21 protein-coding genes and 1 tRNA gene are annotated in these 24,833 nt (G+C 64.6%); 17 read left to right on the forward strand and 5 right to left on the reverse strand.

The features are described from left to right. The first annotated feature begins 41 nt into the window (after positions 1 to 41). From RAC97_RS12325 to RAC97_RS12335, 3 genes are read left to right on the forward strand one after another with little or no spacing between them, the layout of a single operon-like run. Positions 42 to 500, forward strand: a complete 459-nt coding sequence (locus RAC97_RS12325) for a tripartite tricarboxylate transporter TctB family protein (RefSeq protein WP_375100523.1) — start codon at positions 42 to 44, stop codon at positions 498 to 500. A 3-nt stretch (positions 501 to 503) separates the two neighbouring features. Continuing rightward, entirely contained in the window at positions 504 to 2,018 is a 1,515-nt protein-coding gene (locus tag RAC97_RS12330) for a tripartite tricarboxylate transporter permease (RefSeq protein WP_375100524.1), read from the forward strand. Continuing rightward, positions 2,011 to 3,042 (forward strand): AbrB family transcriptional regulator, encoded by a 1,032-nt coding sequence (locus tag RAC97_RS12335; RefSeq protein WP_375100525.1) that lies wholly within the window; start codon positions 2,011 to 2,013, stop codon positions 3,040 to 3,042. Before RAC97_RS12330 ends, RAC97_RS12335 begins: the two co-directional genes overlap by 8 nt. A 57-nt stretch (positions 3,043 to 3,099) precedes the next feature. Here the strand turns inward: RAC97_RS12335 and ung are convergent, their stop codons facing one another. Further along, complete coding sequence (ung, locus tag RAC97_RS12340) at positions 3,100 to 3,792, reverse strand: uracil-DNA glycosylase (RefSeq protein ID WP_375100526.1); 693 nt, start codon at positions 3,790 to 3,792, stop codon at positions 3,100 to 3,102. Positions 3,793 to 3,921: 129 nt separating this feature from the next. Between ung and RAC97_RS12345 the strand changes: the two genes are divergently transcribed. Then, entirely contained in the window at positions 3,922 to 5,028 is a 1,107-nt protein-coding gene (locus RAC97_RS12345; RefSeq protein ID WP_375100527.1) for an enoyl-CoA hydratase/isomerase family protein, read from the forward strand. Positions 5,029 to 5,037: 9 nt separating this feature from the next. On the opposite strand, the gene RAC97_RS12350 is transcribed toward RAC97_RS12345, so the two are convergent. Next, entirely contained in the window at positions 5,038 to 5,442 is a 405-nt protein-coding gene (locus RAC97_RS12350) for a hypothetical protein (RefSeq protein WP_375100528.1), read from the reverse strand. Between the two features lie 200 nt (positions 5,443 to 5,642). On the opposite strand from RAC97_RS12350, the gene RAC97_RS12355 reads away from it, so the two are divergent. The 4 genes from RAC97_RS12355 to RAC97_RS12370 all read left to right on the forward strand — a co-directional run bounded on the left by RAC97_RS12355 (position 5,643) and on the right by RAC97_RS12370 (position 8,072). Continuing rightward, positions 5,643 to 5,858, forward strand: a complete 216-nt coding sequence (locus RAC97_RS12355) for a cysteine-rich CWC family protein (protein WP_375100529.1) — start codon at positions 5,643 to 5,645, stop codon at positions 5,856 to 5,858. A gap of 8 nt (positions 5,859 to 5,866) precedes the next feature. Continuing rightward, positions 5,867 to 6,559, forward strand: a complete 693-nt coding sequence (locus RAC97_RS12360; RefSeq protein WP_375100530.1) for a pseudouridine synthase — start codon at positions 5,867 to 5,869, stop codon at positions 6,557 to 6,559. Between the two features lie 377 nt (positions 6,560 to 6,936). After that, the gene (locus RAC97_RS12365; protein ID WP_375100531.1) at positions 6,937 to 7,821 is read left to right on the forward strand and encodes an alpha/beta fold hydrolase; all 885 of its coding nucleotides are present in this window, start codon (positions 6,937 to 6,939) and stop codon (positions 7,819 to 7,821) included. A 177-nt stretch (positions 7,822 to 7,998) separates the two neighbouring features. After that, a tRNA-Gly gene (locus tag RAC97_RS12370) sits at positions 7,999 to 8,072 on the forward strand. 164 nt (positions 8,073 to 8,236) lie between these two features. Here the strand turns inward: RAC97_RS12370 and RAC97_RS12375 are convergent. Continuing rightward, the gene (locus RAC97_RS12375) at positions 8,237 to 9,307 is read right to left on the reverse strand and encodes a glycerophosphodiester phosphodiesterase family protein (RefSeq protein ID WP_375100532.1); all 1,071 of its coding nucleotides are present in this window, start codon (positions 9,305 to 9,307) and stop codon (positions 8,237 to 8,239) included. A gap of 126 nt (positions 9,308 to 9,433) precedes the next feature. Here RAC97_RS12375 and RAC97_RS12380 point away from each other — a divergent pair, with 126 nt between their 5' ends. The 4 genes from RAC97_RS12380 to RAC97_RS12395 all read left to right on the forward strand — a co-directional run bounded on the left by RAC97_RS12380 (position 9,434) and on the right by RAC97_RS12395 (position 14,684). Next, complete coding sequence (locus RAC97_RS12380) at positions 9,434 to 10,450, forward strand: DUF4917 family protein (RefSeq protein WP_375100533.1); 1,017 nt, start codon at positions 9,434 to 9,436, stop codon at positions 10,448 to 10,450. An 84-nt stretch (positions 10,451 to 10,534) separates the two neighbouring features. Beyond that, complete coding sequence (locus RAC97_RS12385; RefSeq protein WP_375100534.1) at positions 10,535 to 11,068, forward strand: RNA polymerase sigma factor; 534 nt, start codon at positions 10,535 to 10,537, stop codon at positions 11,066 to 11,068. Next, positions 11,065 to 12,018, forward strand: coding sequence for a FecR domain-containing protein (locus tag RAC97_RS12390; RefSeq protein ID WP_375100535.1), 954 nt, complete (start codon positions 11,065 to 11,067; stop codon positions 12,016 to 12,018). Before RAC97_RS12385 ends, RAC97_RS12390 begins: the two co-directional genes overlap by 4 nt. A 113-nt stretch (positions 12,019 to 12,131) precedes the next feature. Beyond that, positions 12,132 to 14,684, forward strand: coding sequence for a TonB-dependent hemoglobin/transferrin/lactoferrin family receptor (locus RAC97_RS12395; RefSeq protein WP_375100536.1), 2,553 nt, complete (start codon positions 12,132 to 12,134; stop codon positions 14,682 to 14,684). A gap of 149 nt (positions 14,685 to 14,833) precedes the next feature. Here RAC97_RS12395 and RAC97_RS12400 read toward each other — a convergent pair whose 3' ends face one another. Next, positions 14,834 to 16,042: an SAM-dependent methyltransferase gene (locus RAC97_RS12400; RefSeq protein ID WP_375100537.1), complete on the reverse strand. Its 1,209-nt coding sequence runs from the start codon at positions 16,040 to 16,042 to the stop codon at positions 14,834 to 14,836. A 120-nt stretch (positions 16,043 to 16,162) separates the two neighbouring features. After that, positions 16,163 to 16,780 (reverse strand): TPM domain-containing protein, encoded by a 618-nt coding sequence (locus tag RAC97_RS12405; protein ID WP_375100538.1) that lies wholly within the window; start codon positions 16,778 to 16,780, stop codon positions 16,163 to 16,165. Positions 16,781 to 16,984: 204 nt separating this feature from the next. Here RAC97_RS12405 and bglX point away from each other — a divergent pair, with 204 nt between their 5' ends. From bglX to RAC97_RS12430, 5 genes are all read left to right on the forward strand, one after another. Next, positions 16,985 to 19,276, forward strand: coding sequence for a beta-glucosidase BglX (bglX, locus tag RAC97_RS12410; protein ID WP_375100539.1), 2,292 nt, complete (start codon positions 16,985 to 16,987; stop codon positions 19,274 to 19,276). Between the two features lie 79 nt (positions 19,277 to 19,355). After that, positions 19,356 to 21,113, forward strand: coding sequence for an ATP-binding protein (locus tag RAC97_RS12415; RefSeq protein ID WP_375100540.1), 1,758 nt, complete (start codon positions 19,356 to 19,358; stop codon positions 21,111 to 21,113). Next, complete coding sequence (locus RAC97_RS12420) at positions 21,107 to 22,441, forward strand: sigma-54-dependent transcriptional regulator (RefSeq protein WP_375100541.1); 1,335 nt, start codon at positions 21,107 to 21,109, stop codon at positions 22,439 to 22,441. Before RAC97_RS12415 ends, RAC97_RS12420 begins: the two co-directional genes overlap by 7 nt. Before the next feature lie 290 nt (positions 22,442 to 22,731). Continuing rightward, positions 22,732 to 24,051, forward strand: coding sequence for an MFS transporter (locus RAC97_RS12425; protein ID WP_375100542.1), 1,320 nt, complete (start codon positions 22,732 to 22,734; stop codon positions 24,049 to 24,051). Between the two features lie 294 nt (positions 24,052 to 24,345). After that, on the forward strand, positions 24,346 to 24,750 hold the full coding sequence (locus tag RAC97_RS12430; protein WP_375100543.1) for a heme utilization protein: 405 nt from the start codon (positions 24,346 to 24,348) through the stop codon (positions 24,748 to 24,750). The last annotated feature ends 83 nt before the right edge of the window (positions 24,751 to 24,833 follow it).

A 24,833-nucleotide genomic window follows, 5' to 3' on the forward strand; every position in this document is an offset into this window, starting at 1 on the left:
ACAGGGTCCGCGTTCTGCCGACACACAACGAGGATTTCTTCATGATCCTGCAACGCATCTTCGCCCTGGTCCTGCTGGCGGTCTGCGCCATCCTGGCCGTGATGGCCTGGCCCTACCAGGCCGCGTTTTCCTATGAACCGGTCGGCCCGCGAGCCTTCCCGCTGCTGATGCTCGGCCTGATGGGCGTCGCCCTGCTGTACCTGGCGATCCGCCCCACGCCGATCGTGCGCAAGGACGACGAGCCAGAACTGGACCGCGAGACCCTGACCAAGATCGCTGCCTGCGTGGGCCTGCTGCTGGTCTTCGCCGCCACTTTCGAACCGCTGGGCTTCATCCTCAGCGCCGTGCTCATCGGCCTGCCGATGGCGCGCCTGTACGGCGGCCGCTGGCTGCACAGCGCCATCGTGGTGATCGCCATGAGCATCTTCCTCTACTGGCTGTTCGACCGCGTGATGGACGTGCCCCTGCCCCTTGGCCTGCTCGACGTACTGGAGAACTGACACATGGATACCTTGAGCTACCTGGGCCAGGGCTTTGGCGTCGCCCTGAGCCCCTACAACCTGATCACCGCCCTGATCGGCACGCTGATCGGCACCGTAGTCGGCCTGCTACCGGGCCTGGGCCCGATCAATGGCGTGGCCCTGCTGATTCCCATCGCCTTCGCCCTGGGCCTGCCGCCGGAGTCGGCGCTGATCCTGCTGGCTGCGGTGTACCTGGGCTGCGAATATGGCGGGCGTATCAGCTCGATCCTGCTGAACATTCCAGGCGAAGCCTCCACCGTGATGACCACCCTGGACGGCTACCCCATGGCCCGCCAAGGCCTGGCCGGTGTGGCGCTGTCGCTGTCGGCCTGGAGTTCGTTCATCGGCGCGCTGATCGCCACCTGCGGCATGGTGCTGTTCGCGCCGCTGCTGGCGAAATGGGCCATCGCCTTCGGGCCGGCGGAGTACTTCGTGCTAATGGTGTTCGCCATCGTCGCCCTCGGTGGCATGGCTGGCGACAAGCCGCTGAAGACCTTCATTGCCGCGCTGATCGGCTTGTTCCTATCGGCCGTGGGCATCGACGCCAACAGCGGCGTCTACCGCTTCACCGGTGACAGCGTGCACATGGCCGACGGCATCCAGTTCGTGGTGCTGGTGCTTGGCCTGTTCTCGATCAGCGAGATCCTCCTGCTGCTGGAGAAGACCCATCATGGCCACGCCGCAGTGAAAGCCACCGGGCGCATGCTGTTCAACGTCAAGGAAGCAGCCTCGGTGTTCGTGGTGAACATCCGCTGCGGCCTGCTCGGTTTCTTCATGGGCGTGCTGCCGGGTGCCGGTGCGACCCTGGCCAGCGCCGTGGCGTACATGACCGAGAAACGCCTGGCCGGTGCCAGCGGCAAGTTCGGCAAGGGTGACGCCCGCGGCCTGGCGGCCCCGGAAACCGCCATCGGCGCCTCGTGCTGTGGCGCCCTGGTGCCGATGCTGACCCTTGGCGTTCCGGGCTCGGGCACCACTGCCGTGATGATCGGCGCGCTGACCCTGTACAACATCACCCCCGGCCCGCTGCTGTTCGAACAGCAACCGGACATCGTCTGGGGCCTGATCGCCTCGCTGTTCATTGCCAACATCATGCTGGTGGTCCTGAACATCCCGATGATCCGGATCTTCACCCGCATCCTCGCCGTGCCGAACTGGGCGCTGGTGCCGGTAATCGCGATCATCACCGCGATCGGCGTGTACGCCGTGCATGCCACCACCTTCGACCTGTTCCTGATGGTCGGCATCGGCATCATGGGCTACATCCTGCGCAAGCTGGACTTCCCACTGTCGCCGATCCTGCTGGGCTTCATCCTCGGTGGCCTGATGGAGCAGAACCTGCGCCGCGCGCTGTCGATCTCCAACGGCGAGCTGAGCATCCTGTGGTCGAGCTCGATCAGCATGGGTGTGTGGGTGCTGGTGGTGTTGATGCTGGGCCTGCCGCTGCTGCGCATCTGGCGCAAGCGCAGCCAGCAGCGCCGGGCCATGGCCGATGCCTGATCGGTCGTTGCCGCTGTTCTGGGCCACCGGGCTGGTCGGGCTGGCGGGCGGTTTCGTCGCCAGCCTGGTCGGCTGGCCCTTGCCATGGATGGTCGGCTCGTTGCTGGCGATCATCCTGGTGCGCTGCCTGACGCCCTGGCAGCTCACGGAAATCCCCAATGGCCGCAAATGCGGCCAATGGATCATCGGTATCGGAATCGGCCTGCACTTCACCCCCGAGGTGATCGAGCAGGTCTCAAGCCATTTCGCCTTGATCTTCTTCGGCGCGCTGGTTACCACGCTCTGCAGCGTGATCGGCGTGTGGCTGTTGCGGCGCACCGGTGAAGACCGCGCCACGGCGTACTTCGCCAGCATGCCGGGCGGCTCGGGGGAGATGGTCAACCTGGGCGCACGCAACGGTGCGATGCTCAGCCAGGTGGCAGCGGCGCAGAGCCTGCGGGTGTTGACCGTGGTGCTGTGCGTGCCGGCGCTGTTCAAGCTGCTGCTGGGCGATGGCGACCCGCTGCACCATGCCGGCAGTGTCAGCTGGGGCTGGCTGGCGCTGATAGCGCCGCTGGGGGTATTGGCCGCGTTGCTCTGGCAGCGCCTGCGCCAACCCAACCCCTGGCTGTTCGGCCCGCTGCTGGTGGCCGCCAGCGTATGCCTGGCAGGCAACCTGCAAATCGCCTTGCCCAATGGCGCCAGCCAGGTTGGCCAGTGGCTGATCGGCAGCGGGCTGGCCTGTCACTTCAACCGCGCGTTCTTTCGTCGTGCGCCGTCGTTCCTGGGGCGTACCTTGGTTGCCACCGCCTTGTGCATGCTGGCCGCAGGTGGCGCAGCTTGGGGCTTGAGCCTGCTGACGCACCTGGACCTGCGTTCGCTTACCCTGGGCATGATGCCCGGCGGCATTGCCGAGATGAGCCTGACCGCTGAGACCTTGCAACTGTCGGTACCGCTGGTGACGGCGTTGCAAGTGATGCGGCTGTTGTTCGTGCTGTTTCTGGCCGAACCGATATTCAGGGTCTGGAACGCGAACCAGCCTTGACCGCGGCGCCTTCTCGCAAGCAAGCCTGCGAACAAGGCGCTACGGTGTTCCAGCCATTCAAACCGGCGGCAACGCCCAGTCGATCGGCGCCAGCCCACGCTGCTCCAGAAACCCATTGGCGCGACTGAAATGCCCACAGCCGAAGAACCCACGATACGCCGACAGCGGCGACGGATGCACCGCCTTCAGCACCAGGTGCTTGGTCCCGTCGATCAACTTCTGCTTGCTCTGCGCATGGGAACCCCACAGCAGGAACACCACGTTCTCGCACTGCTCGCTGACCAGCTGGATCACCCGATCGGTGAACGGCTGCCAGCCCGCATTGGCATGTGACGCCGCCTTGCTGCGCTCCACGGTCATGGTGGTGTTGAGCAACAGCACGCCCTGCTCTGCCCAGCTTTGCAGGTAGCCATGGCTGGGGATCGGCAGGTTCAGGTCGCGGTTCAGCTCCTTGTAGATGTTCACCAGCGATGGCGGCGCAGGCACGCCCGGCTGCACCGAGAAGCACAGGCCATGGGCTTGGCCTGGGCCGTGGTAAGGGTCCTGGCCGAGGATCACCACTTTTACCTTGTCCAAAGGCGTGGAATTGAGCGCATTGAAGATCAGCGGTCCCGGCGGGTAGATCTCCTTGCCCGCGGCATGCTCCTGGCGCAGGAACTCGCGCAGCTGGCGCATGTAGGGCTGGTCGAACTCGGCCCGCAGCGCGGCCTTCCAGCTGGGTTCGAGCTTGATGCGATCGTCGTCGGTCATGGGGTCTTCCAGAAATTTCAGTGGCGCGACACTAGGAAAGCCGTCCCGCCTTGTCAATCGCTCCGACCGGCGACCGGCACGTTCGCCCAGGCAGGCCATACTTGTGCGACGACCTGCACGAGGTAGTCCATGTCCATTCAATACGAAGTACTCAGCGGCGTCGACGGCGCGCGTATCGCCATCGCCACCCTGGATGCGCCCAAGGCGCTGAACGCCCTGAGCCTGGCGATGATCGAAGCGCTCGACGAGCGCCTGCAGGCTTGGGCCAGCGACCCCGGCATCGTCTGCGTGCTGCTGCGCGGAGCAGGCCCCAAGGCTTTCTGCGCCGGTGGCGACGTACGTGCCCTGGCCAGCGCCTGCCGCGAACAACCCGGCAGCGTGCCCCCCTTGGCCGCCCGCTTCTTCGCCGATGAATACCGGCTCGACTATCGCATTCACACCTACCCCAAGCCGCTGCTGTGCTGGGGGCATGGCCATGTGCTGGGCGGTGGCATGGGCCTGCTGCAAGGCGCTGGGGTGCGAATCGTCACGCCCAGCAGCCGCCTGGCCATGCCAGAGGCGGGCATCGGGTTGTATCCGGACGTCGGCGCCAGCTGGTTCCTCAGCCGGCTGCCCGGCAAGCTGGGGTTGTTCCTGGGCCTGAGCGGCGCACCGATCAACGCTCGCGATGCCCTGGACCTGGGCCTGGCCGACCGCTTCATGGGTGAAGGCCAACAGGACGCGCTGATCGACGAGCTTTTGCAACTGAACTGGCAGGAACAGACCGCGCTGCAACTGAACAGCCTGCTCAAGGCAGAACAGCACCGGGCCTTGGGCGAGCTACCCGAGCCCCAATGGCTACCTCGCCGCAGCGAAATAGATGCCTTGCTCGATGTCGCCGACCCGGCCTCGGCCTGGCGCGCGCTGGGCAGCCTGCATCGGCATGCCGACCCGCTGCTGGCCGAAGCCGGGCAGCGTGTGCGCGAGGGTTGCCCGCTGACCGCGCACCTGGTGTGGGAACAGCTCAAGCGCGCGCGGCACCTGTCTTTGGCCCAGGTGTTCCAGATGGAGTACAGCATGAGCCTGAACTGCTGCCGCCACCCGGAATTCAGCGAAGGGGTGCGCGCTCGGCTGCTGGACAAGGACAACCAACCGCGCTGGCACTGGAACGATGTCGCCCAAGTGCCAGCGGCGGTGGTGCAGGCGCATTTCAGCAAGGTGTGGGAAGGACGTCACCCGCTGGCGGACTTGGATTGAGGCGGATGCTCAACGCTGCCAGTGACGGTTCCTGTCCCCTCGCCGGTTGGAGTGCCGACGATCATCCCAATCACGTCGGTCGTTGCGGTAGTCATGGCGATCCCGGTCGCGACCATAGTCATAGCGGTGCCGGTTGCCATAGTCATTGCGCGGGTTGCCATGCCACTGGTTGACCCGGGGCGACGGATACGGCCGGTAGTGCGGAGTAGGCGCCGGGTAATAGCGGGGCGCAGGCTGGTAGTAGTAGCGCGGCTGCGGCGCCACGTAGTAGTGGTTCTGGCGATAGTAGCCAGGGTAGGCGTAGCGGTCCGCAGTGTAGTAGGTACTGCGGTAGTGGCCCCCGCCCCCGTAGTAGGGCGCGCAGGCGGAGGTCATGAGGGCCAGCAGGATGACCAGCAGGATTCGATAGGACATGGCGGCCTCCTGGACCGCTAGGGTGCCCGACAGCGGCGCTGGCGAGCGTCGACCGGCAGACATTGATCGACACCGAATAAGACCTTCGTCACGCGATCCGGTGCCGTTTGAGCAACAAATTGAAACAGTCTGAACGCCCCCTGAAAAACAACGCTGGCGCCGGGTATACTGCGCGCCCTCGACGAAACACCGGGACCACCATGAACGACACCCAGCGCTGCCCAGCCTGCGGCGCGTCCAACCAATGCGGCCTTGCCGACCCGCGCAGCGCCACCCAGGGCTGCTGGTGTTTCACTGTGCAGATCGACCCGACCGTGCTCGAGGCACTACCCGACGAACTGCGCGACAAGGCGTGCCTGTGCCCACGTTGCGCGGCGGTCGACGAACAGCTCAAAGCCATCGCTCAAAAGCGCTGACCGCCCCCATGCGCCTTGACCGTTTCCTCACCAACCTGCCTTGCTACAACCGCCAGCAAGTACGTCTGCTGCTGGTACAGCGGCGTGTGCAGGTGGATGGCGCGCCGGTCGCCGACCCTCTGCACGAGGTGCGCGAATTCAGCCGCGTGGAGGTGGATGGCCAGTTGCTTCAGGCCGGGCGCCCGGCGCGTTACCTGATGCTGCACAAGCCAGCCGGCTGTGTCAGCGCCACCCGCGACCCGCAGCACCCTACGGTGCTCGACCTGCTGCCCGCCGAGCTAGGCAAAGACCTGCACATCGCCGGGCGACTGGACTACAACACTACCGGCCTGCTGATCCTGACCAACGACGGCCAGTGGTCGCGCCGCCTGACCCAGCCGCATACCAAGCTGCCAAAGATCTACCAGGTACAGACCGAGGACGAGATCGGCGCGCACTACGTCGACAAATTCCGCGAAGGTTTCTATTTCGCCTTCGAAGACCTGACCACCCTGCCCGCCCAGCTGGACATCCTCGGGCCACGCAGCGCCCGGCTGGCGATCGTCGAAGGGCGCTATCACCAGGTCAAGCGCATGTTCGGGCACTTCGACAACAAAGTGCTGGGCTTGCACCGCGAGCGCATCGGCAGCATAGGCCTGGACCCTGGCTTGGCGCCGGGCGAGTACCGGGCATTGACGATGGAAGAAGTCGCTTCGGTCTGAGGTGTTCCAGGTGGCGTCTTCGCGAGCCTGCCCGCGAAACGCGCACTACCGCCCTTGCCCGCCAATTCTCAGGGACGTTTCCTACAAAATCTCGCGAATGGCACTTGCACGATCCCCGCCCGGCTGCTTGAATCCAAATCGTCAGTCTGCATGTGACTTGCCAGTCACGAGCGCAGTCCAAGACGCCTTTTGCCGGCCACCCAGGGCCTCGACGCCTTGGGGCACGGCGAATCGCCCGCACAACAATACCCGTCGACCAGCGTGTCAAGGATCGACACTGGGCCCCCCGGTTTCACTTCAAGGCGTATGCCTACCTGTCATGAAGAACGTGCACCCTAGGTGACGCGAATACCCTTTTTGCGCCAGGAGTCGATGACATGAGGCCAGAAATTGCTGTACTTGATATCCAAGGTCAGTACCGGGTTTACACGGAGTTCTATCGCGCGCAAGCAGCCGAAAAGACGATCATCCTGATCAACGGCTCGTTGGCCACCACGGCTTCGTTCGCCCAGACGGTGCGCAACCTGCATCCGGAATTCAACGTGGTGCTGTACGACCAACCCTATGCGGGCAAGTCCAAGCCGCACAACCGCCAGGAGCGCCTGCTCAGCAAGGAGACCGAGGCGCACATCCTGCTGGAGCTGATCGCGCATTTCCAGGCCGACCATGTCATGTCGTTCTCCTGGGGCGGTGCCTGCACCTTGCTGGCGCTGGCGCACCAGCCGCGGTTGGTGAAGAAGGCCATCGTCAGCTCGTTCTCGCCGGTCATCAACGAGCCGATGCGCGACTACCTGGAGCGCGGCTGCGAGTACCTGGCGGCCTGCGACCGCTACCAGGTGGGCAACCTGGTCAACGACACCATCGGCAAGCACCTGCCGTCCCTGTTCAAGCGCTTCAACTACCGGCATATCAGCAGCCTCGACACCCACGAGTACGCGCAGATGCACTTCCACATCAACCAGGTGCTGGCCCACGACCTGGAGCGCGCGCTGAACGAAGCACGCAACATCGACATTCCGGTGCTGTTCATCAACGGTGAGCGCGACGAGTACACCACCGTCGAGGATGCACGCCAGTTCGCCCGCCACGTCGGCCAGAGCCACTTCAGCACGATCCGTGACGCCGGACATTTCCTCGACATGGAACACAAGGCCGCGTGCGAAGATACCCGCAGTGCCATGCTGGGCTTCCTCAAGCCAGCGGTGCGCGATACCCGCCAACGCTACACCTACACACAGGGGCAACATGCACTTGCCCTCTGAGCGCATCGGCGTCCTGTAGCTCTCAAAACCCGCAGGCTACGGGCCGCCGACAGGCTTTTTTAGCAACTTGGGGTTCTCATGGGCCGAGGGTTCTGGTAAAAAGTCGGGCTGCTGAAGCAGGTAAGCCCCGAGGGTTCTTCCTGGCACCGCTCTCAGTACGCATTGGGTAACACCAAGGCGGGTATAGTTTAATGGTAGAACAGTAGCTTCCCAAGCTTCCGACGAGGGTTCGATTCCCTCTACCCGCTCCACCCCGTCTTCCCGCGTGGCGTCCCGGTGACGTCAACGTCCGTTCAAAGGAGCCTTGGCTCCTTTTTTCGTTTCTGTGGTTTGAGCAGCAATCGAGACATTGCCTTGGTGACTCGATACCCGAATGTGGCAGGGCAGGAGGGCCGCAAAGCGCGACCCTCTTCATTCAATACCCCAGCGCCTTCAGTACCTGCCCCTCGTTCTTTTCCGGCGAACGTCCGTAGAACCGCATCAATTCTCCCGCCCGGTTGGTGAAAATACCATCCACCCCAGCCTTCATCGCCTTGTCGAAGTCCACCGTCTCATCAAGGGTGTACACATGCACCAGCAAGCCACGCTCGTGGCTGGCCTTGTTCATCCAGGGTTTGATCAAGTCGGCATAGCTTTGCTCGCCGAGCTGTGCGCGGGTGGCTGAGGGGCCGGTGCCGATGGCCCCGCCCTCGATCGCAAAGTCGAGCCATCGCAGGAATTCGGCCTCGGACTTGGGCTCCTGGCGAGCGTAGAACGCGGCCTTGTCGGGCTCTGCGGAGTCGACGAAATTCTTGCCTGAAGCCGGCTCGATGGCGCCATTGCCCACCCACAGTAGAAGAATCTTCGGTACTTGCGGCATGTGCTGGTGCAGCAGCGCCAGGCTGTTGCGGTCGAAGGTTTGCAGAATCACTCGCCCCGGTCGCTCGAGCCAGCCACGCGCTTGGAGCTTTTCCTTGAGCTGCTGCTCGATACCGGGAAACTGGCTGGGCACCTTGGTCTCGATATACAGCCCCGGCTTGTGCGCAGGGTTGGCTTCGGCAATGTCGATCACTTCATCCAGGGTGAGAATCTTCAGATCACGAAAGGCTGCACGGGCACGCTGCGGGTAGGCCTGGTTGAACCAGCTGCCAGCATCCAGGGATTTCAGCTCCTCCAGGGTGAAGGCACTGACGGGGCTGGCCTTGCGCTCGGGAAAGCGCGCGGCCACATCGCTGGTGCGGGCCAGCACATCGTCATGCACCACCACCAGCACGTTGTCGCGGGTGCGTTGCAGGTCCAGTTCGAGGTAGTCGGCCCCCAAGTCACGGGCCAGTTCGTAGGCCGGCCTGGTCGACTCCGGCGCGTCGAACGAGGCGCCACGATGAGCGATGACTGCCGGGTTTGGAATGCCCTGGGCCTCGGCCAGGGCCTGGGCGTCGTTGGCATTGGCCGCAAGGGGCAGCATCAGCATGGCCAGGCAGGCCATGTGCTTGATAGATCTCGGCATCGAAGTTTTCCTTATCGCGATTGTCCTGCGCAGAGCAGTGTGCATTTCCTTGGACGGGCTAGCGTCGCATTTCTGCGTGACATGCTAAAGTCCCCGCGTTTTACGCCCCACCCAGACGGAATGCCCATGCCCGCGCTCGACACCCAACTGGCCACCTGGCCCGACCTGAATCAACGCCACCCCTGCCACGCGCTGCTGCTGGGCAATGGCGCCAGCCGGGCGCTGTGGAAGCCGTTCGGCTACTTCTCGCTGTTCGAAGAGGCCACGCGAGTGCGCCATCGGGCGTTGGGCGTCAGCGACCAGGCGCTGTTCAAGGCCCTGGGCACGGAACTGTTCGAGCCGGTGCTGAGCACCCTCAACACCACGGTACGGGCCAACGCGGCACTGGCGATCAACTCCACCGCGCCGCTGAACCGCTACTATTCGATCAAGGAAGGGTTGATTCACGCGGTGCGCGCCGTGCATCCGCCCTTTGCCTTGCTGCCACCCGCTACCCTGGCGACGCTCAACCAGGCGCTGCGCCAGTACCGCAGCGTCTACACCAGCAACTACGACCTGCTGCTGCCTTGGGCAGTCGAGCAGGCGCCGGAAGGCTTCGCCCGCCTGTTCGACGACGAAGGCTTCTTCGACGTGCGCCGCACCGCCAGCGAAGGCACGCGGATCTTGCACCTGCATGGCGGGCTGCACCTGCTCAAGCTACCCGATGGCAGTACCCGCCAGCGCGCAGCACAGGGCGCCGAATTGCTCGATGGCTTCGCCGTGAACATCCCCGGCGAAGTACCGCTGTTCATCAACGAAGACCGCAGCCCCCACAAGCTGCGTGCCATTCGCAACTCGGACTATCTGGCCTGGTGCCTGGCGCAACTGGCTCACGAACACCAAGGTCTGTGCCTGTTCGGCCAGCACCTGGATACCAGCGACGAACACCTGCTCGACGCCATTCGTGCGGCCCGTCCCCGCCACTTGTCGATCGCCATCCGTCCACTGAGCGACGCGTCGATCATCAATCAGAAGCAGCACTTCTTTAATCGTTTCGCCGGTGACAAGCGCATTTCCCTGCATTTCTTCGACGCCAGCAGTCATCCGCTGGGCGATCCGGCGTTGGCCCTGGCACTGCCACCTGGGCCTGCCAGGCACCGCTGAGGACGAACGAATTCAACCCTGGCAAATGTAAATAATTCTCGATAAGATCCGCACCCTTTTCCCAGGCCAGCCCGGAAAGCGTGCATGCAGCGCCTCAAGCCCGACCCAGCCACCCAGGACACCTGCCGCGGTTTCTACAGCGACATCCTGCATTTCCTGCGCAAACGCATGGACAACGCCAGCGATGCCGCCGACATGACCCAGGACGTATTCGCCCAGTGGCTCGGCTACCGCGACCGCGCACGGGTCCAGCAGCCACGGGCGTTCCTGTTTCAGGTGGCGCGCAACCTGCTCAGTGACCATTGGCGTCGGCAGAAGGTGCGCCAGGCGACCTTCAGCGACGACGCCGCTCAAGCGCAGCAGGTCGAGGCCGACAACAACCCGCAGGATCACGCCCAGCGCGAGCAGCGCCTTGAGCAATTGCGCCAGGTGCTCGCCGAACTCTCGCCGCGGCGCCGAGAAGCCCTTATGCTGCACCGCTTCGAAGGTCTGACCCAGGCGCAGATCGCCGAGCGCATGAACATTTCCATCAGCATGGTCGAGAAGCACATCGCCGCCGCCCTGCTGCAATGCAAGCAACGACTGGACAGCGAGACCGGCAGGGAGCAGCCCGAATGACCCCGATCGATGACATCGAGCAATCCCCGATCGATGCCCAGGCAGCGAGCTGGTTCACTCGCAACCGCAACAGCCCTTCGCGCGAGACGCGCAAGGCATTCGCGCAGTGGCGCCAGACACCTGAGCACGCCCGCGCCTATCGCCAGTTCGAGCAACTGTGGGACGACCTGGCCGCACTCAAGCAGGACAGCAAGCCCGTGCCCCTGCCTGTGCGTCGTGCACCGCGTTGGCGCCCCGCCCTGGCAGTGGCCGCCGCACTGCTGTGTGCAATGCTGGTCGGCAACCTTGGCACCTCGGCCCAGGTATTCCACGAGCGCCTGGCAGCCAGCGCCGAGATGCGCAGCCTGCGCCTGCCCGACGGCAGCCAGCTGTACGTCAACGCTCAAACCCAGCTGCGCCTGGAATTCAGCGCCGAGCAGCGGTTGATTCACCTCGAGCGCGGGCAGTTGTACATCGAGGTGGCCCCCGACAAGGAACGCCCGCTGTACGTCGATGCCGGCAACGCACGAGTGCGCGTGGTGGGCACCGCCTTCGACCTGCGCCGCGGCCAGCGCGAGTTGGTGGTGAGCGTCGCCCATGGCCTGGTGGCCTTGGAGATCCCGGGCGAGCGCCAGCCCCCTTCGTTGCTGGGCGCGGGCGAGCGCATCACCTACGATCCGGCCCGAGGCACGCTGACCCGCCAGGCAGTTGGCGAGCAATTGGTAGCCGACTGGCGCGACGGCCATGTGAGTTTTCGCAACCGCGAACTGGCCAGCCTGATCGACGAACTGGGCCTGTATCGCCAGCAACCGATCCTTCTGGCCGACCCAGACTTAGGCCGCTACCAGGTTTCCGGCAACCTCGACGTGCGTGACCCGGATGCCTTGCTCAACGCACTCCCCGCCCTGCTGCCGGTGAAAACCATGCCGCTGGCCGACGGCCGCGTGCGTATCGAGCAGCGGCAAAAATAAATTGAGAATTTTTATCATTCGCAGGTGAGGGTTTTTCCCAACACCGCGTCTTCCTCCACGCCTGCCGCTTGAACGCAGGCTTTTTTACGGCCTCTTGCCGATTGGGGGAAATCATGTTGTCCGCGTTGCGTCCGTTGAAAACCTTGCCTGCCCGCCCCACCCTGCTGGCCCTGTGCCTGGCCTTGAGCCTGGCCGCCGAGGCCGCCCCACAGCAGTTCGACCTGCCAGCTCAACCCTTGGCCCATTCGCTGAGCCAACTGGCGCAGCAGGCCAAGGTACAGCTGCTGTTCGACGAAGCCCTGCTGCGCGACGCCCAGGCACCGGCCCTGCGCGGCGCTTTCGAGGCGCAGGATGCAATCGCCCGCCTGCTGGCCGGCAGCCGCTTCAGCATGGTGCGCATGGGCAACACCTTCGTGGTGCGGCTGAACGACGAGGCCCCGGCCGCCGACAACGCCATCCAGCTCGGCGCCATGAGCATCGTCGGCGACGGCCAGCAGGTCGACCCTGGCAACGTTGGCCGCTCGACCCTGAACCAGGAGCAGATCGACCGCTACCAGCCCAGCAACATCCCCAGCGTGCTCGCCACCCTGCCCGGCGTGAACATGGGCGGCTCGGCCAAGCCCGGCGGCCAGACCATCAACATCTGGGGCATGGGCGATGCCGAAGACGTGCCGATGACCGTCGACGGCGCCACCAAGAGCGGCTTCGAGCGCTACCAGCAGGGCACCATCTTCATCGAGCCGGAGCTGATCAAGCACATCGAGGTGGAGAAAGGCCCGCACTCGGTCAAGACCGGCAACGGTGGCTTCGGCGGCAGCGTCAACATGACCACCAAGGACGCCACCGACCTGCTCCAGGAAGGCCGCAACAGCGGCGCCATGCTCAAGTACGGCTACGCCAGCAACGACCACCAGCAGGTCTACAGCTCGGCGCTGTTCGGTCGCAGCGACGATGGCCGCTTCGACGGCCTGGCGTACCTGACCAAGCGCGATGGCGGCGACATGAAACTGGCCAGCAATCTGCCCGACCCGGAAGGCCGCTACCCGATCAACCCCAAGCGCCTGCCCAACAGCGCCCTGGACCTGGAAGGTGCGCTGTTCAAAGGCAACGTGCACTTCACCGACGAGCACAGCCTGGGCTTTTCCTGGTCGCGCTCCGAGAGCGAGCGCTGGACGCCGTTCTCCTCCACCGCCTACCCCACGCCACCGACTGCCGCGAACATCAGGCAATATGGCTACAAAGCCGCGCTCAAGCGCTTCCTGGCCAACCGCCAGACCATCGACACCACCTGGTCGACCACCTACAAGTACCAGCCGATCGACAACCCGCTGGTCGACCTCGAGGTGAAATATTCCGAGTCGGACACCGAACAGACCGACGAGCGCGACGCCACCGCGTTCTTCCAGCCAGCCACCGGCGGGCGACGCATGGACACCGAGTACCAGGACCGCATGCTCGCGGTCACCAACACCAGCCTGTTCGAGACCGGCATCCTGGAACACGCGCTGACCGCCGGCGTACAGGTTCGCCGGCATGACCGCGACACGCAGATGTGGATGCCCGGCACCACCTACAATACCCCGCGCTACAACTACGGCTACTACCAGCCGTACTTCATGCCCAGCGGCAAGGTGCAGAGCCAGGGCTACTACCTGCAGGATGCAGTGACCATCGGCGATGTCACCATCACTCCGTCGCTGCGCTACGACCACATCACCAACGAAGGCAAACCCAACGACGCGCCGCTGTACAACACCCCTGCTTCTGGCCACGACTACAGCGCCAAGACCTACAGCGGCTGGTCGCCGCGCCTGTCGGTGTTCTGGAAAGTCACCCCGCAGACCGCGCTGTTCGCCGACTACAGCAAGACCTGGCGCGCCCCGGTGCTGGACGAGCAGTACGAAGTACAAGGCAGCGGCAGCCGTACCGCCACCAGCCGCGACCTCGACCCCGAGCGCATCACCGCCCTGCGCGTGGGCAGCGTGTTCGACTTCGACAACGTGCTGCAAAGCGGCGACAGCGCCCAAGTGCGCACCACGCTGTTTCGCAACCACATCGAGGACGAGATCTTCAAGGCCACCGGCATCGGCTGCCCGCAGCAGCTGGTGACCGGCGGCACCATCGCCAACACCTGCGGCGGCGGGCTGATGTCCAACTACCGCAACATCGGCGACGTGGTGATCAAGGGCTTCGAGGTAGAGAGCTTCTACGACTCCACCTACCTGTTCGGCTCGGCGTCGTTCTCGTGGATCACTGGCCGTCACCAAGGGGCCTACACCAACCCCTGGGGCCCGGACGTATGGGCCAAGGACATCCCCGCGCCGAAGTGGATCACCACCCTGGGCGTGAAGATCCCGGCGTGGGATGCGCGCATCGGCTGGACCGCGCAGTTCGTGCGCCAGACCGACCGCCTGCCCAGTGACGACTACTACAGCGGCCCGGCCAGCACCCTGGGCGACCGCTACTACGACCACTTCGCCAACGACCGCTACCAGATCCACGGCCTGTTCGCCAACTGGAAGCCGCAGCAGGCCTACCTGAAGGGCACCGAGGTCAACTTCACGGTGGACAACCTGTTCAACAAGGCCGTGCGCCCGGAGTTGTCGGGGGAGAACGTGTATACCCAGGGGCGCAATGCCAAGGTCAGCGTGACGCGGTTTTTCTGAGTTGCATCGCGTGGGTTTCAAGAACGCCGCGCCGCCTGTGGGAGTGGGCTTGTCCCGCGATGGGAACGCCACGGTGAATGGCACCGGCTACGCCGGTAATCGCGACACAAGGCCGCTCCCACAGGACACGCGCGGCCTTATCGCCTGACTCAGCCTGGAATCAACCCATCCGCCCGCAGCAGCGTTTCCAGGCAATGCTCCTTCACCCCATAGAACGCCTTGAGCTCGGCAATTCTCTCCAGCAACGCGCCGTTGTCCCCGGCGTGCCTGCGCTTGACCGCCAGAATCATCTTGTTCTTGTTGGTGTGCTCCAACGAAATGAACTCGAACACCTTGGTCTCGTAGCCGCAGGCTTCCAGGTACAGGGCGCGCAGGCTGTCGGTGAGCATCTCGGCCTGCTGGCCCAGGTGCAGGCCGTATTGCAGCATCGGCTGGAGCAGGCCGGGGCTGTGCATTTGTGGGCGGATCTGCTTGTGGCAGCACGGCGAGCACATGATGATCGACGCGCCGCAGCGGATGCCGGTGTGGATGGCGTAGTCGGTGGCGATGTCGCAGGCATGCAGGGCGATCATCACCTCGATGGCCTCGGGCACCACGCTGCGCACGTCGCCGCACTGGAACTCCAGGCCCGGGTGCTCCAGACGCGCGGCGGCGGCGTTGCACAGCTCGACCATGTCCTGGCGCAGCTCCACGCCGGTTACCTCGGCTTCACGCCCGAGGCTGTCACGCAGGTAGTCGTGCATGGCGAAGGTCAGGTAGCCCTTGCCCGAGCCGAAGTCGGCGACCCGCAGCGGCTGCTCGGCGGTCAGCGGTGCACTGGCCAGGGCGTGGTCGAACACCTCGATGAACTTGTTGATCTGCTTCCATTTGCGCGACATCGACGGGATCAACGCACCTTGCGCATCGGTCACGCCAAGGTCGCGCAGGAATGGGCGCGACAGCTGCAAGTAGCGCTTCTTCTCGCGGTCATGCCCTGCACTTGCCGCCTCACGCGGCGCCTGGGCGGTGTGGTGTTGCAGCAGCGGCTTGCCTTTCTTGCTGAAGCCCAGTTGCACTTCGCCTTCGGCGGTGAACAGGTGGGCGTTGCGGAAACTCTCCGGCAGCAGCTCGGCGACCAGCGCCTGGGCCTGGTCCAGCGGCAGGTTGCGGGTGATGTCGCGGGTCTGGTGGCGATAGACCAACGACAGGCACGGCTGGCCTTTTACCTGGAGGGGCTTGGCGATGATCCGCTGCAAGGTCTGGTCGGCGCCGACGTGACGCGCCAGCACCAGCTTGACCAGGGTGTCGCTGTTCAAGGCGTCGGCCAGGAGAGACAGGAACTGGGCGCGGGCGTCTGCCGCAGGAGTGGGGGAAGACATAGGAACGGGGTGCCTCGAAGTGCGCAATGGGCGGCATTCTACAGGGTTTGCTGATTGGGGTGGCTGTACCGGCCCTTTCGCGGCGGTGCGGCGAAAGGGCCAGTACCGCCACTACAAGGCTTAGTCCAGTATCACCAAGCGATTCGGCAACTGGTTGCGCCGCTGGGTCGGCGGCACCGCTTGGCTCAGCAACTCGCCACAGGCATCGATGCACTCGACGAACCCCTGCAAGGTACGCCCCTCGCCCACCTGCTCGGCAAGCTTTGCCACCAACTCGGCTCTGGCTCTTTCATCCAGATGCCGGGCAACGCCCTCGTCGGCCAGGATCGTCACGTAGCGCTCCGCCTCGCTGACGAAAATCAGCACACCTGTCGCGCCCTGGGTACGTTGCAGGTTCTGCTCGCGAAACTGCCGGTGGGCCAGCTGCGCCGCACGCCGGTGGCGCAGCACACGCGGCACCACCCACGCGGCCAGGCGCGGCTGGCGCAGCAACAGGCAAAAGGCAATGAACACCAGTACCTGGGCCACCAGCAGGCCACGCACCCCAGGCCAACCCAGCAACAGATGCAGCGCACCGGGAATCGCCAGCGCCAGCAGCGCCGCCCAGAGCAGCGGCAGGTAGTCATAGTCGTCGGCACGGCGCGCCAGCACGGTCACCAGCTCTACATCGGTACGCCGCTCGGCGCGGGCGATGGCCTCGGCGACCTGGCGCTGCTCATATTCATCGAGATGGGTCATGCCTTGCGTCTCTGGATCGTTCTTATTGTTGTGAGCCGGCATGCGGCGGACGAGAGTGTATCTCATCACTCCCTCATATAAGGCATAATCCGCCGCTGCCGCTGCCGCTGGTGGATGGGGAGCGAGATGCAGTATCACCAGCTGGCTTACAACAACAGTCGTCCGAACGATCGGCCGCGAGCGTATCACTCGATAACGGAATTGATGATGAAATTGTCCTTGCTGGGCCTGGCCATGGGCCTTGCCAGTCAGGCGGCCCTGGCCGCCACCTCCGCACCGCCCCTGCAAGACAAGCGGGCCTTCATCGACCACCTCATCGGCCAGATGACCGTCGATGAAAAGATCGGCCAGCTGCGCTTGATCAGCATCAGCCCGGAAATGCCCCGCGAGAAGATTCGCGAGGAAATCGCCGCAGGTCGCATCGGTGGCACCTTCAACTCGCGCACCGCGCCCGAGAACCGGCCGATGCAGGACGCCGCCATGCGCAGCCGCCTGAAGATCCCGATGTTCTTCGCCTACGACACCATCCACGGCGAACGCACGATCTTCCCGATCAGCCTCGGCCTGGCCGCCACCTGGGACATGGACGCCATCGCCAAGGTCGGCCGCACCTCGGCCATCGAAGCCTCGGCCGACGCCCTGGACATGACCTTCGCGCCCATGGTCGACATCGCCCGCGACCCACGCTGGGGTCGCACCAGCGAAGGCTTCGGCGAAGACACCTACCTGACCTCGAAGATCGGCCAGGTGATGGTGCGCTCGTTCCAGGGCACAAGCCCCGCCAACCCCGACAGCATCATGGCCATCGTCAAGCACTTCGCCCTGTATGGCGCAGTGGAAGGCGGGCGCGACTACAACACGGTCGATATGAGCCTGCCGAAGATGTACAACGACTACCTGCCGCCCTACCGCGCCAGCCTGGACGCCGGGGCCGGTGGCGTGATGGTGGCGCTTAACTCGATCAACGGTGTGCCGGCCACCGCCAACACCTGGCTGATGAACGACCTGCTGCGCAAGGACTGGGGCTTCAAGGGCGTGACCATCAGCGACCATGGCGCCATCCAGGAGCTGATCCGTCACGGCGTCGCCCGCGATGGTCGCGAAGCGGCGAAGCTGGCGATCAAGGCCGGCATCGACATGAGCATGAACGACACCCTCTACGGCGAGGAACTGCCGGGCCTGCTCAAGGATGGCGAGGTGACCCAGGCCGAGCTCGACCAGGCCGTACGCGAAGTGCTCGGCGCCAAGTACGACATGGGCCTGTTCAAGGACCCGTACGTGCGCATCGGCAAGCCTGAGACCGACCTGGCCGAATACTACGGCAACGACCGCCTGCACCGCGAGGCTGCCCGCGACGTGGCGCGCCGCAGCCTGGTGCTGCTGGAGAACCGCGGGCAGACCCTGCCGCTGAAGAAGGCCGGCACTGTCGCCCTGGTCGGCCCGCTGGCCGATGCACCCATCGACATGATGGGCAGTTGGGCCGCCGATGGCCGTCCCGAGCACTCGGTGACCGTGCGCGAAGGCTTTACGCGCGCCCTGGAAGGCAAGGCCAAGCTGGTCTACGCCAAGGGTTCGAACGTGACCGGCGACAAGGCCATCTTCGACTACCTGAACTTCCTCAACTTTGCTGCCCCGGAAATCATCGACGACCCGCGCCCTGCTGCCGTACTCATCGACGAAGCGGTCAAGGCCGCCCGCCAGTCGGACGTGGTGGTGGCGGTGGTCGGCGAGTCGCGCGGCATGTCCCACGAGTCGTCGAGCCGCACCACCCTGGAAATCCCGGCGGTGCAGCGCGACCTGATCAAGGCCCTGAAGGCCACCGGCAAGCCGCTGGTGCTGGTGCTGATGAACGGCCGCCCGCTGTCGATCGCCTGGGAACGCGAGCAGGCCGATGCCATTTTGGAAACCTGGTTCAGCGGCACCGAAGGCGGCAATGCTATCGCCGACGTGCTGTTCGGCGACTACAACCCCTCCGGCAAGCTGGCGATCACCTTCCCGCGCTCGGTCGGGCAGATCCCGATGTACTACAACCACCTGAGCATCGGCCGCCCGTTCACCCCCGGCAAACCTGGCAACTACACCTCGCAGTACTTCGAGGAGCCCAACGGCCCGCTGTATCCGTTCGGCTACGGCCTGAGCTACAGCAGCTTCGAGCTGTCGGGGTTGACGCTGTCCAAGGACGAGCTCAAGCGTGGCGACACCGTGCAGGCCAAGGTGACGGTGAAGAACACCGGCAAGCATGATGGCGAGACGGTGGTGCAGCTGTACATCCAGGACGTCACCGCGTCGATGAGCCGCCCGGTCAAGGAGCTGAAGAACTTCCACAAACTGATGCTGAAGGCCGGCGAGTCGCGCACCCTGACTTTCGACATCAGCGAAAGCGACCTGAAGTTCTACAATGGCCAGTTGCAGCATGTGGCCGAGCCTGGGCAGTTCAACGTCCAGGTCGGGCTCGATTCGCAGGCGGTGCAGCAGCAGAGCTTCGAATTGCTGTAAACCGTAGCGGCCTCTTCGCGGGCTAGCCCGCGAAGAGGCCGGACCTGACACGCCGCAGGAAACCCAGGACCCCCGCCGCATGCCTTCTACCGTTCGCGCCCTGCGCCTGGGGCTGATCATCCTGTTCATCCTGGTCGGCACCGCACTGAGCGCCGGCTGGGCCATGCAACACGCCAAACGCCAGTCGATGCAGGCCGACGCGCGCCGTGCCAGCGAGCAACTGACCCTGTACGCCACCGCCCTGCACACCCTGATCGAACGCTACCGCGCCCTGCCCGCCGTACTGGCGCTGGACCCGGAACTGATCGACGCACTGCGCGGCCCGGTCAGCGAACCGGTGCAGGACGCCCTGAACCGCAAGCTCGAACGTATCAACGGCGCCGCCAACTCCTCGACCCTGGAGCTGCTCGACCGCACCGGCCTTGCCGTCGCCGCCAGCAACTGGCGCCTGCCGACCACCTACGTGGGTTCCAACTACGGCTTTCGCCCCTATTTCAAGCAGACCCGCAGCCTGGGCAGCGGCAGCTTCTATGCGGTGGGCGTGACCAGCGGGGTGCCCGGCTACTTTCTCTCCAACGCGGTGAGCGACGAACAAGGGCGCTTCCTCGGCGCCATGGTGGTCAAGCTGGAATTCCCGGAGCTCGAACGCGAGTGGCGCCAGGGCAATGATGTCCTGATGGTCAGCGACGCCCGTGGAATCATCTTCCTCGCCAACCAGGACGGCTGGCGCTACCGCGAACTGCTGCCGCTGAGCGAAGCCGACCGCACCGAACTGGCCGAGACCCGCCAGTACCACAGGCAACAACTGGTGCCCCTGCAACACCAGACCCTCACCCGCTTCGACGAGCACAGCCGGCTCGCCCGCGTACAAGGCCCGGAGGGCAGCGCCGACTACCTGTGGGAAAGCCTGCCGCTGCATACCGAAGGCTGGACCCTGCACCTGCTGCGCAAGCCTCAGGCCGCCCAGGACGAACGCAACGCCGCCCTGGGTGCTGCGGCGGTCTGGCTGAGCCTGGTGTTCGCCGTGCTGTTCGTCAGCCAGCGCTGGCGCCTGGCCCGCCTGCGCCAGCGCAGCCGCGAAGAGCTCAAGCGCCTGGTCGAGGAGCGCACCCGCGAGCTGCGCACTGCCCAGGAAGGCCTGGTGCAGTCGGCCAAGCTGGCGGCGCTGGGGCAGATGTCCGCCGCCTTGGCCCACGAGATCAACCAGCCGCTGACGACCCAGCGCATGCAATTGGAAACCCTGCGCCTGCTGCTCGACCATGGCCGCTACGAGCAGGCCCGCGAGGCCCTGGAGCCGCTGGAACAGATGCTGGCGCGCATGGCCGCGCTCACCGGCCACCTGAAGACCTTCGCCCGCAACAGCCCAGGCGGGCTGCGCGAGCGCCTGGACCTGGCCACCGTGGTCGACCAGGCCCTGCACCTGCTCGATGCACGCATTCGCGCTGAAGCGGTGGAGGTGGCGTTGTACCTGGCGCGCCCGGCCTGGGTGCGTGGCGATGCCATCCGCCTCGAGCAGGTGCTGATCAACCTGCTGCGCAACGCCCTCGACGCCATGGCCGAGAAAAGCTACAAACGCTTGGAGATTCGCATCGAATGCGAAGGCGAACGGTGGTGCCTGAGCGTCCTCGACTCCGGCGGGGGTATCGCCGTCGACGACCTGCCGCGTATCTTCGACCCCTTCTTCACCACCAAGCCGGTCGGTGAAGGCCTTGGCCTGGGCCTGGCGATTTCCTATGGCATCATCGCCGATGCCGGTGGTCAGATGCAGGTCGAGAACCTGCCCGGCGGCGCACGCCTGAGCCTCACCCTGCCCCGCGACCCGGAGCCTGTATGTTGAATTCAGTGATCGTCGTCGACGACGAAGCCAGCATCCGCACTGCGGTGGAACAGTGGCTGAGCCTGTCGGGCTTCAGCGTGCAGCTGTTCGCCCGCGCCGAAGACTGCCTGGCGCGCCTGCCCCAGCACTTTCCCGGCGTGGTCATCAGCGACGTGCGCATGCCAGGCATGGGTGGCATGCAGTTGCTCGAGCGCTTGCAGGCCGACGACCCCGACCTGCCGGTGATCCTGTTGACCGGCCACGGCGATGTGCCAATGGCGGTGGAAGCCATGCGCAACGGCGCCTACGACTTCCTCGAGAAACCCTTCACCCCGCAAAACCTGCTGGGCAGCCTGCGCCGTGCCCTGGACAAGCGCCAACTGGTGCTGGAGAACCGCCGCCTGCACCAGCAGGCCGACCTCAAGGCACGCCTGGAGTACACCTTGCTGGGCATGTCCCAGGGCTTGCAGCAGTTGCGCCGCCAGGTGCTGGACCTGGCGGCGCTGCCGGTCAACGTGCTGATTCGAGGTGAAACCGGCAGCGGCAAGGAGCGCGTCGCCCGCTGCCTGCATGACTTCGGCCCACGCGCCGACAAGCCCTTCGTCGCACTCAACTGCGCGGCCATTCCAGAAGCCCTGTTCGAGGCCGAGCTATTCGGTCATGAAAGCGGTGCCTTCACCGGCGCCCAGGGCAAGCGTATCGGCAAGCTGGAGTACGCCAACGGCGGCACGGTATTCCTCGATGAAATCGAGAGCATGCCCCTGGCCCAGCAGGCCAAGCTGCTGCGGGTGATCCAGGAGCAGAAGCTGGAGCGCCTGGGCGCCAACCAGAGCATCAGCGTGGATCTGCGGATCATCGCCGCGACCAAGCCCGACCTGCTCGACGAAGCCCGTGCCGGGCGCTTTCGCGAAGACCTGGCGTACCGCCTGAACGTCGCCGAGCTGCGCCTGGCGCCGCTGCGCCAGCGGCGCGAGGACATTCCCTTGTTGTTCGAGCATTTCGCCCGCACCGCCGCCGAGCGCCTGGGCCGCGAGGCGCCACCGCTTTGCGGGGCACAGCTGGCGCAACTGCTGGGGCATGACTGGCCGGGCAACGTGCGCGAGCTGGCCAACGCAGCCGAGCGCCATGCCCTGGGGCTGGGCGCGCCAAACATCGAGGTGGCGCCCGGCGGGCAATCGCTCGGCGAGCAGATGGAGGCCTTCGAGGCGCAATGCCTGCGTGCGGCGTTGCGCCAGCACAAGGGGGAAATCAAAGGAGTGATGGAAACCCTGCAACTGCCCAGACGCACGCTCAACGAAAAGATGCAGCGTCATGGGTTGGTGCGTGAGGACTTCCTTGATCGCGAATGAGCGGATTATTGCCTATCGGAAACCATGAATAGGCAATAAAGCGCTCACACAGAGCGAAATACCAGTTATCGACAAGACTTGGCGGCGCTGCCATTCGCGGGCAAGCCCGCCCCTGCGAGAACCGCGTAGCCCTTGAGCCAGCGCGGTTCCTGCAGGAGCTGGCTTGCCCGCGAATGGTGCAATCCACCCCGCTTTTGAATCGCTTCGCCCCCATTTGGCACACCTTCTGCAAAACCTCTGGCAAGCCGCGGTTACGCGCGCCTCACAAAAACAACGAGAAGGTATCCCTAATGGATAACACCACCACCCTTTCTGCCGGGGCGGCCAACGCGCCCGTCGCGGAGAAAACCACCAGCAGCCGCCTCAAGTCGATCTTCAGCGGCTCCATCGGCAACATGGTCGAATGGTACGACTGGTACGTCTACGCTGCATTCTCGCTGTACTTCGCCAAGGCATTCTTCCCTGCCGGCAACACCACCACCCAATTGCTCAATACCGCTGCGATCTTCGCCGTGGGCTTCCTGATGCGCCCGATCGGTGGCTGGCTGATGGGCCTGTACGCCGACCGCAAGGGCCGCAAGGCCGCGCTGATGGCCTCGGTGCTGCTGATGTGCGCAGGCTCCCTGGTGATCGCCCTGACCCCAGGCTATGAAACCATCGGCGTCGCGGCGCCGATCCTGCTGGTGATCGCGCGCCTGATGCAGGGCCTGTCGGTCGGCGGTGAATACGGCACCTCGGCCACCTACCTCAGCGAGATGGCCACCAAGGAGCGCCGTGGCTTCTTCTCCAGCTTCCAGTATGTGACGCTGATTTCCGGCCAGCTCATCGCCCTGGCGGTGCTGATAATCCTCCAGAACGTGCTGACCACCGAGCAGCTGTACGCCTGGGGCTGGCGCGTACCCTTCGTGATCGGCGCGCTGTGCGCTGTGGTTGCGCTGTACCTGCGCCGTGGCATGGAAGAGACCGCCTCGTTCACCAAGAAGGAAAAATCCAAGGAAAGCCTGATGCGCACCCTGATGCGCCACCCCAAGGAACTGCTGACCGTGGTCGGCCTGACCATGGGCGGTACCCTGGCCTTCTACACCTACACCACCTACATGCAGAAGTACCTGGTCAACACGGTGGGCATGAGCATCACGGATTCGACCAGCATCTCGGCGGCCACACTGTTTCTTTTCATGTGCTTGCAACCGGTGATCGGCGGGCTGTCCGACAAGATCGGCCGCCGCCCGATCCTGATCGCCTTCGGCGTGCTCGGCACCCTGTTCACCGTGCCGATCCTCAGCACCCTGCATACCATCGAGACTTGGTGGGGGGCGTTCTTCCTGATCATGGCGGCGCTGATCATTGTCAGCGGCTACACCTCGATCAACGCCGTGGTAAAGGCCGAGCTGTTCCCCACCGAGATCCGCGCCCTGGGCGTCGGCCTGCCGTACGCACTGACCGTGTCGATCTTCGGCGGCACCGCTGAGTACGTGGCGCTTTGGTTCAAGAGCATCGGCCTGGAAAGCGGCTTCTACTGGTACGTCACTGCCTGTATCGCCTGCTCGCTGCTGGTGTACGTGACCATGAAGGACACCAAGACGCATTCGCGCATTACCACTGAGTAATTTTCAGTAGTAGACAAAGGGGCGCTCCGGGTAACGGGGCGCCCCTTTTTTTGCCTTCGAGAATGGGGCCGCTTTGCGCCCCTTCGCGAGCAAGGCCCCTCCTACAGGTAGCGTGCCGCCCGGATGGAACTGCGAGCCCGTAGTAGCGGGCTTGCCCGCAAAGATCCAAGCAAAACCAGATAAATCGAATTAATGAATGTAAACAGGCTATTTTTTGCGCTTTTTTATCGATTCAATAGGCGTAGCATAGGACCCATAGCAAGAACAAACCCAAACCCTACTGGAGCAACCATCATGAAAAACCAACTGATCCTCACCCTGGCCCTCTCGGTATTCGCTGCTGGCGCCTTCGCCGAAGATGGCTTCAAACGCACCAACGCCCACGACTTCGCCGCCGCCCACAACCAAGTGGCAAGCTTCCTCAAAGACGGCTACGACAACACCAACGGTGCACGCCCCACCGAAGGCGGCTCCGACAACACCAACGGCGCTCGCTTCGTCGAAGACGGCTTCGACCGCACCAACGGCGCTCGCTTCGCCGAAGACGGCTTCGACCGCACCAACGGCGCTCGCTTCGCCGAAGATGGCTTCGACCGCACCAACGGCGCTCGCTTCGCCGAGGACGGCTTCGACCGCACCAACGGCGCTCGCTTCGCCGAAGACGGCTTCGACCGCACCAACGGCCACCGCATCAGCTGACAAGCGATGTACGCTACCCGCCCGGCCTAGGCCGGGCTTATTGTTTCCAGCCAGGCAAAGCCTTGGCACACTAGACGCCTCGT

The sequence above is a fragment of the Pseudomonas sp. LS_2 genome, assembly GCF_042709235.1.
Classification (GTDB): Bacteria; Pseudomonadota; Gammaproteobacteria; order Pseudomonadales; family Pseudomonadaceae; genus Aquipseudomonas.

Excerpts from the sequence above, each read along its gene's own strand:
- RAC97_RS12325 (WP_375100523.1), top strand. The coding sequence starts at position 42 with ATGATCCTGCAACGCATCTTCGCCCTGGTCCTGCTGGCGGTCTGCGCC.
- RAC97_RS12330 (WP_375100524.1), top strand. The coding sequence starts at position 504 with ATGGATACCTTGAGCTACCTGGGCCAGGGCTTTGGCGTCGCCCTGAGC.
- RAC97_RS12335 (WP_375100525.1), top strand. The coding sequence starts at position 2,011 with ATGCCTGATCGGTCGTTGCCGCTGTTCTGGGCCACCGGGCTGGTCGGG.
- ung (WP_375100526.1), bottom strand. The coding sequence starts at position 3,792 with ATGACCGACGACGATCGCATCAAGCTCGAACCCAGCTGGAAGGCCGCG.
- RAC97_RS12345 (WP_375100527.1), top strand. The coding sequence starts at position 3,922 with ATGTCCATTCAATACGAAGTACTCAGCGGCGTCGACGGCGCGCGTATC.
- RAC97_RS12350 (WP_375100528.1), bottom strand. The coding sequence starts at position 5,442 with ATGTCCTATCGAATCCTGCTGGTCATCCTGCTGGCCCTCATGACCTCC.
- RAC97_RS12355 (WP_375100529.1), top strand. The coding sequence starts at position 5,643 with ATGAACGACACCCAGCGCTGCCCAGCCTGCGGCGCGTCCAACCAATGC.
- RAC97_RS12360 (WP_375100530.1), top strand. The coding sequence starts at position 5,867 with ATGCGCCTTGACCGTTTCCTCACCAACCTGCCTTGCTACAACCGCCAG.
- RAC97_RS12365 (WP_375100531.1), top strand. The coding sequence starts at position 6,937 with ATGAGGCCAGAAATTGCTGTACTTGATATCCAAGGTCAGTACCGGGTT.
- RAC97_RS12375 (WP_375100532.1), bottom strand. The coding sequence starts at position 9,307 with ATGCCGAGATCTATCAAGCACATGGCCTGCCTGGCCATGCTGATGCTG.
- RAC97_RS12380 (WP_375100533.1), top strand. The coding sequence starts at position 9,434 with ATGCCCGCGCTCGACACCCAACTGGCCACCTGGCCCGACCTGAATCAA.
- RAC97_RS12385 (WP_375100534.1), top strand. The coding sequence starts at position 10,535 with ATGCAGCGCCTCAAGCCCGACCCAGCCACCCAGGACACCTGCCGCGGT.
- RAC97_RS12390 (WP_375100535.1), top strand. The coding sequence starts at position 11,065 with ATGACCCCGATCGATGACATCGAGCAATCCCCGATCGATGCCCAGGCA.
- RAC97_RS12395 (WP_375100536.1), top strand. The coding sequence starts at position 12,132 with ATGTTGTCCGCGTTGCGTCCGTTGAAAACCTTGCCTGCCCGCCCCACC.
- RAC97_RS12400 (WP_375100537.1), bottom strand. The coding sequence starts at position 16,042 with ATGTCTTCCCCCACTCCTGCGGCAGACGCCCGCGCCCAGTTCCTGTCT.
- RAC97_RS12405 (WP_375100538.1), bottom strand. The coding sequence starts at position 16,780 with ATGACCCATCTCGATGAATATGAGCAGCGCCAGGTCGCCGAGGCCATC.
- bglX (WP_375100539.1), top strand. The coding sequence starts at position 16,985 with ATGATGAAATTGTCCTTGCTGGGCCTGGCCATGGGCCTTGCCAGTCAG.
- RAC97_RS12415 (WP_375100540.1), top strand. The coding sequence starts at position 19,356 with ATGCCTTCTACCGTTCGCGCCCTGCGCCTGGGGCTGATCATCCTGTTC.
- RAC97_RS12420 (WP_375100541.1), top strand. The coding sequence starts at position 21,107 with ATGTTGAATTCAGTGATCGTCGTCGACGACGAAGCCAGCATCCGCACT.
- RAC97_RS12425 (WP_375100542.1), top strand. The coding sequence starts at position 22,732 with ATGGATAACACCACCACCCTTTCTGCCGGGGCGGCCAACGCGCCCGTC.
- RAC97_RS12430 (WP_375100543.1), top strand. The coding sequence starts at position 24,346 with ATGAAAAACCAACTGATCCTCACCCTGGCCCTCTCGGTATTCGCTGCT.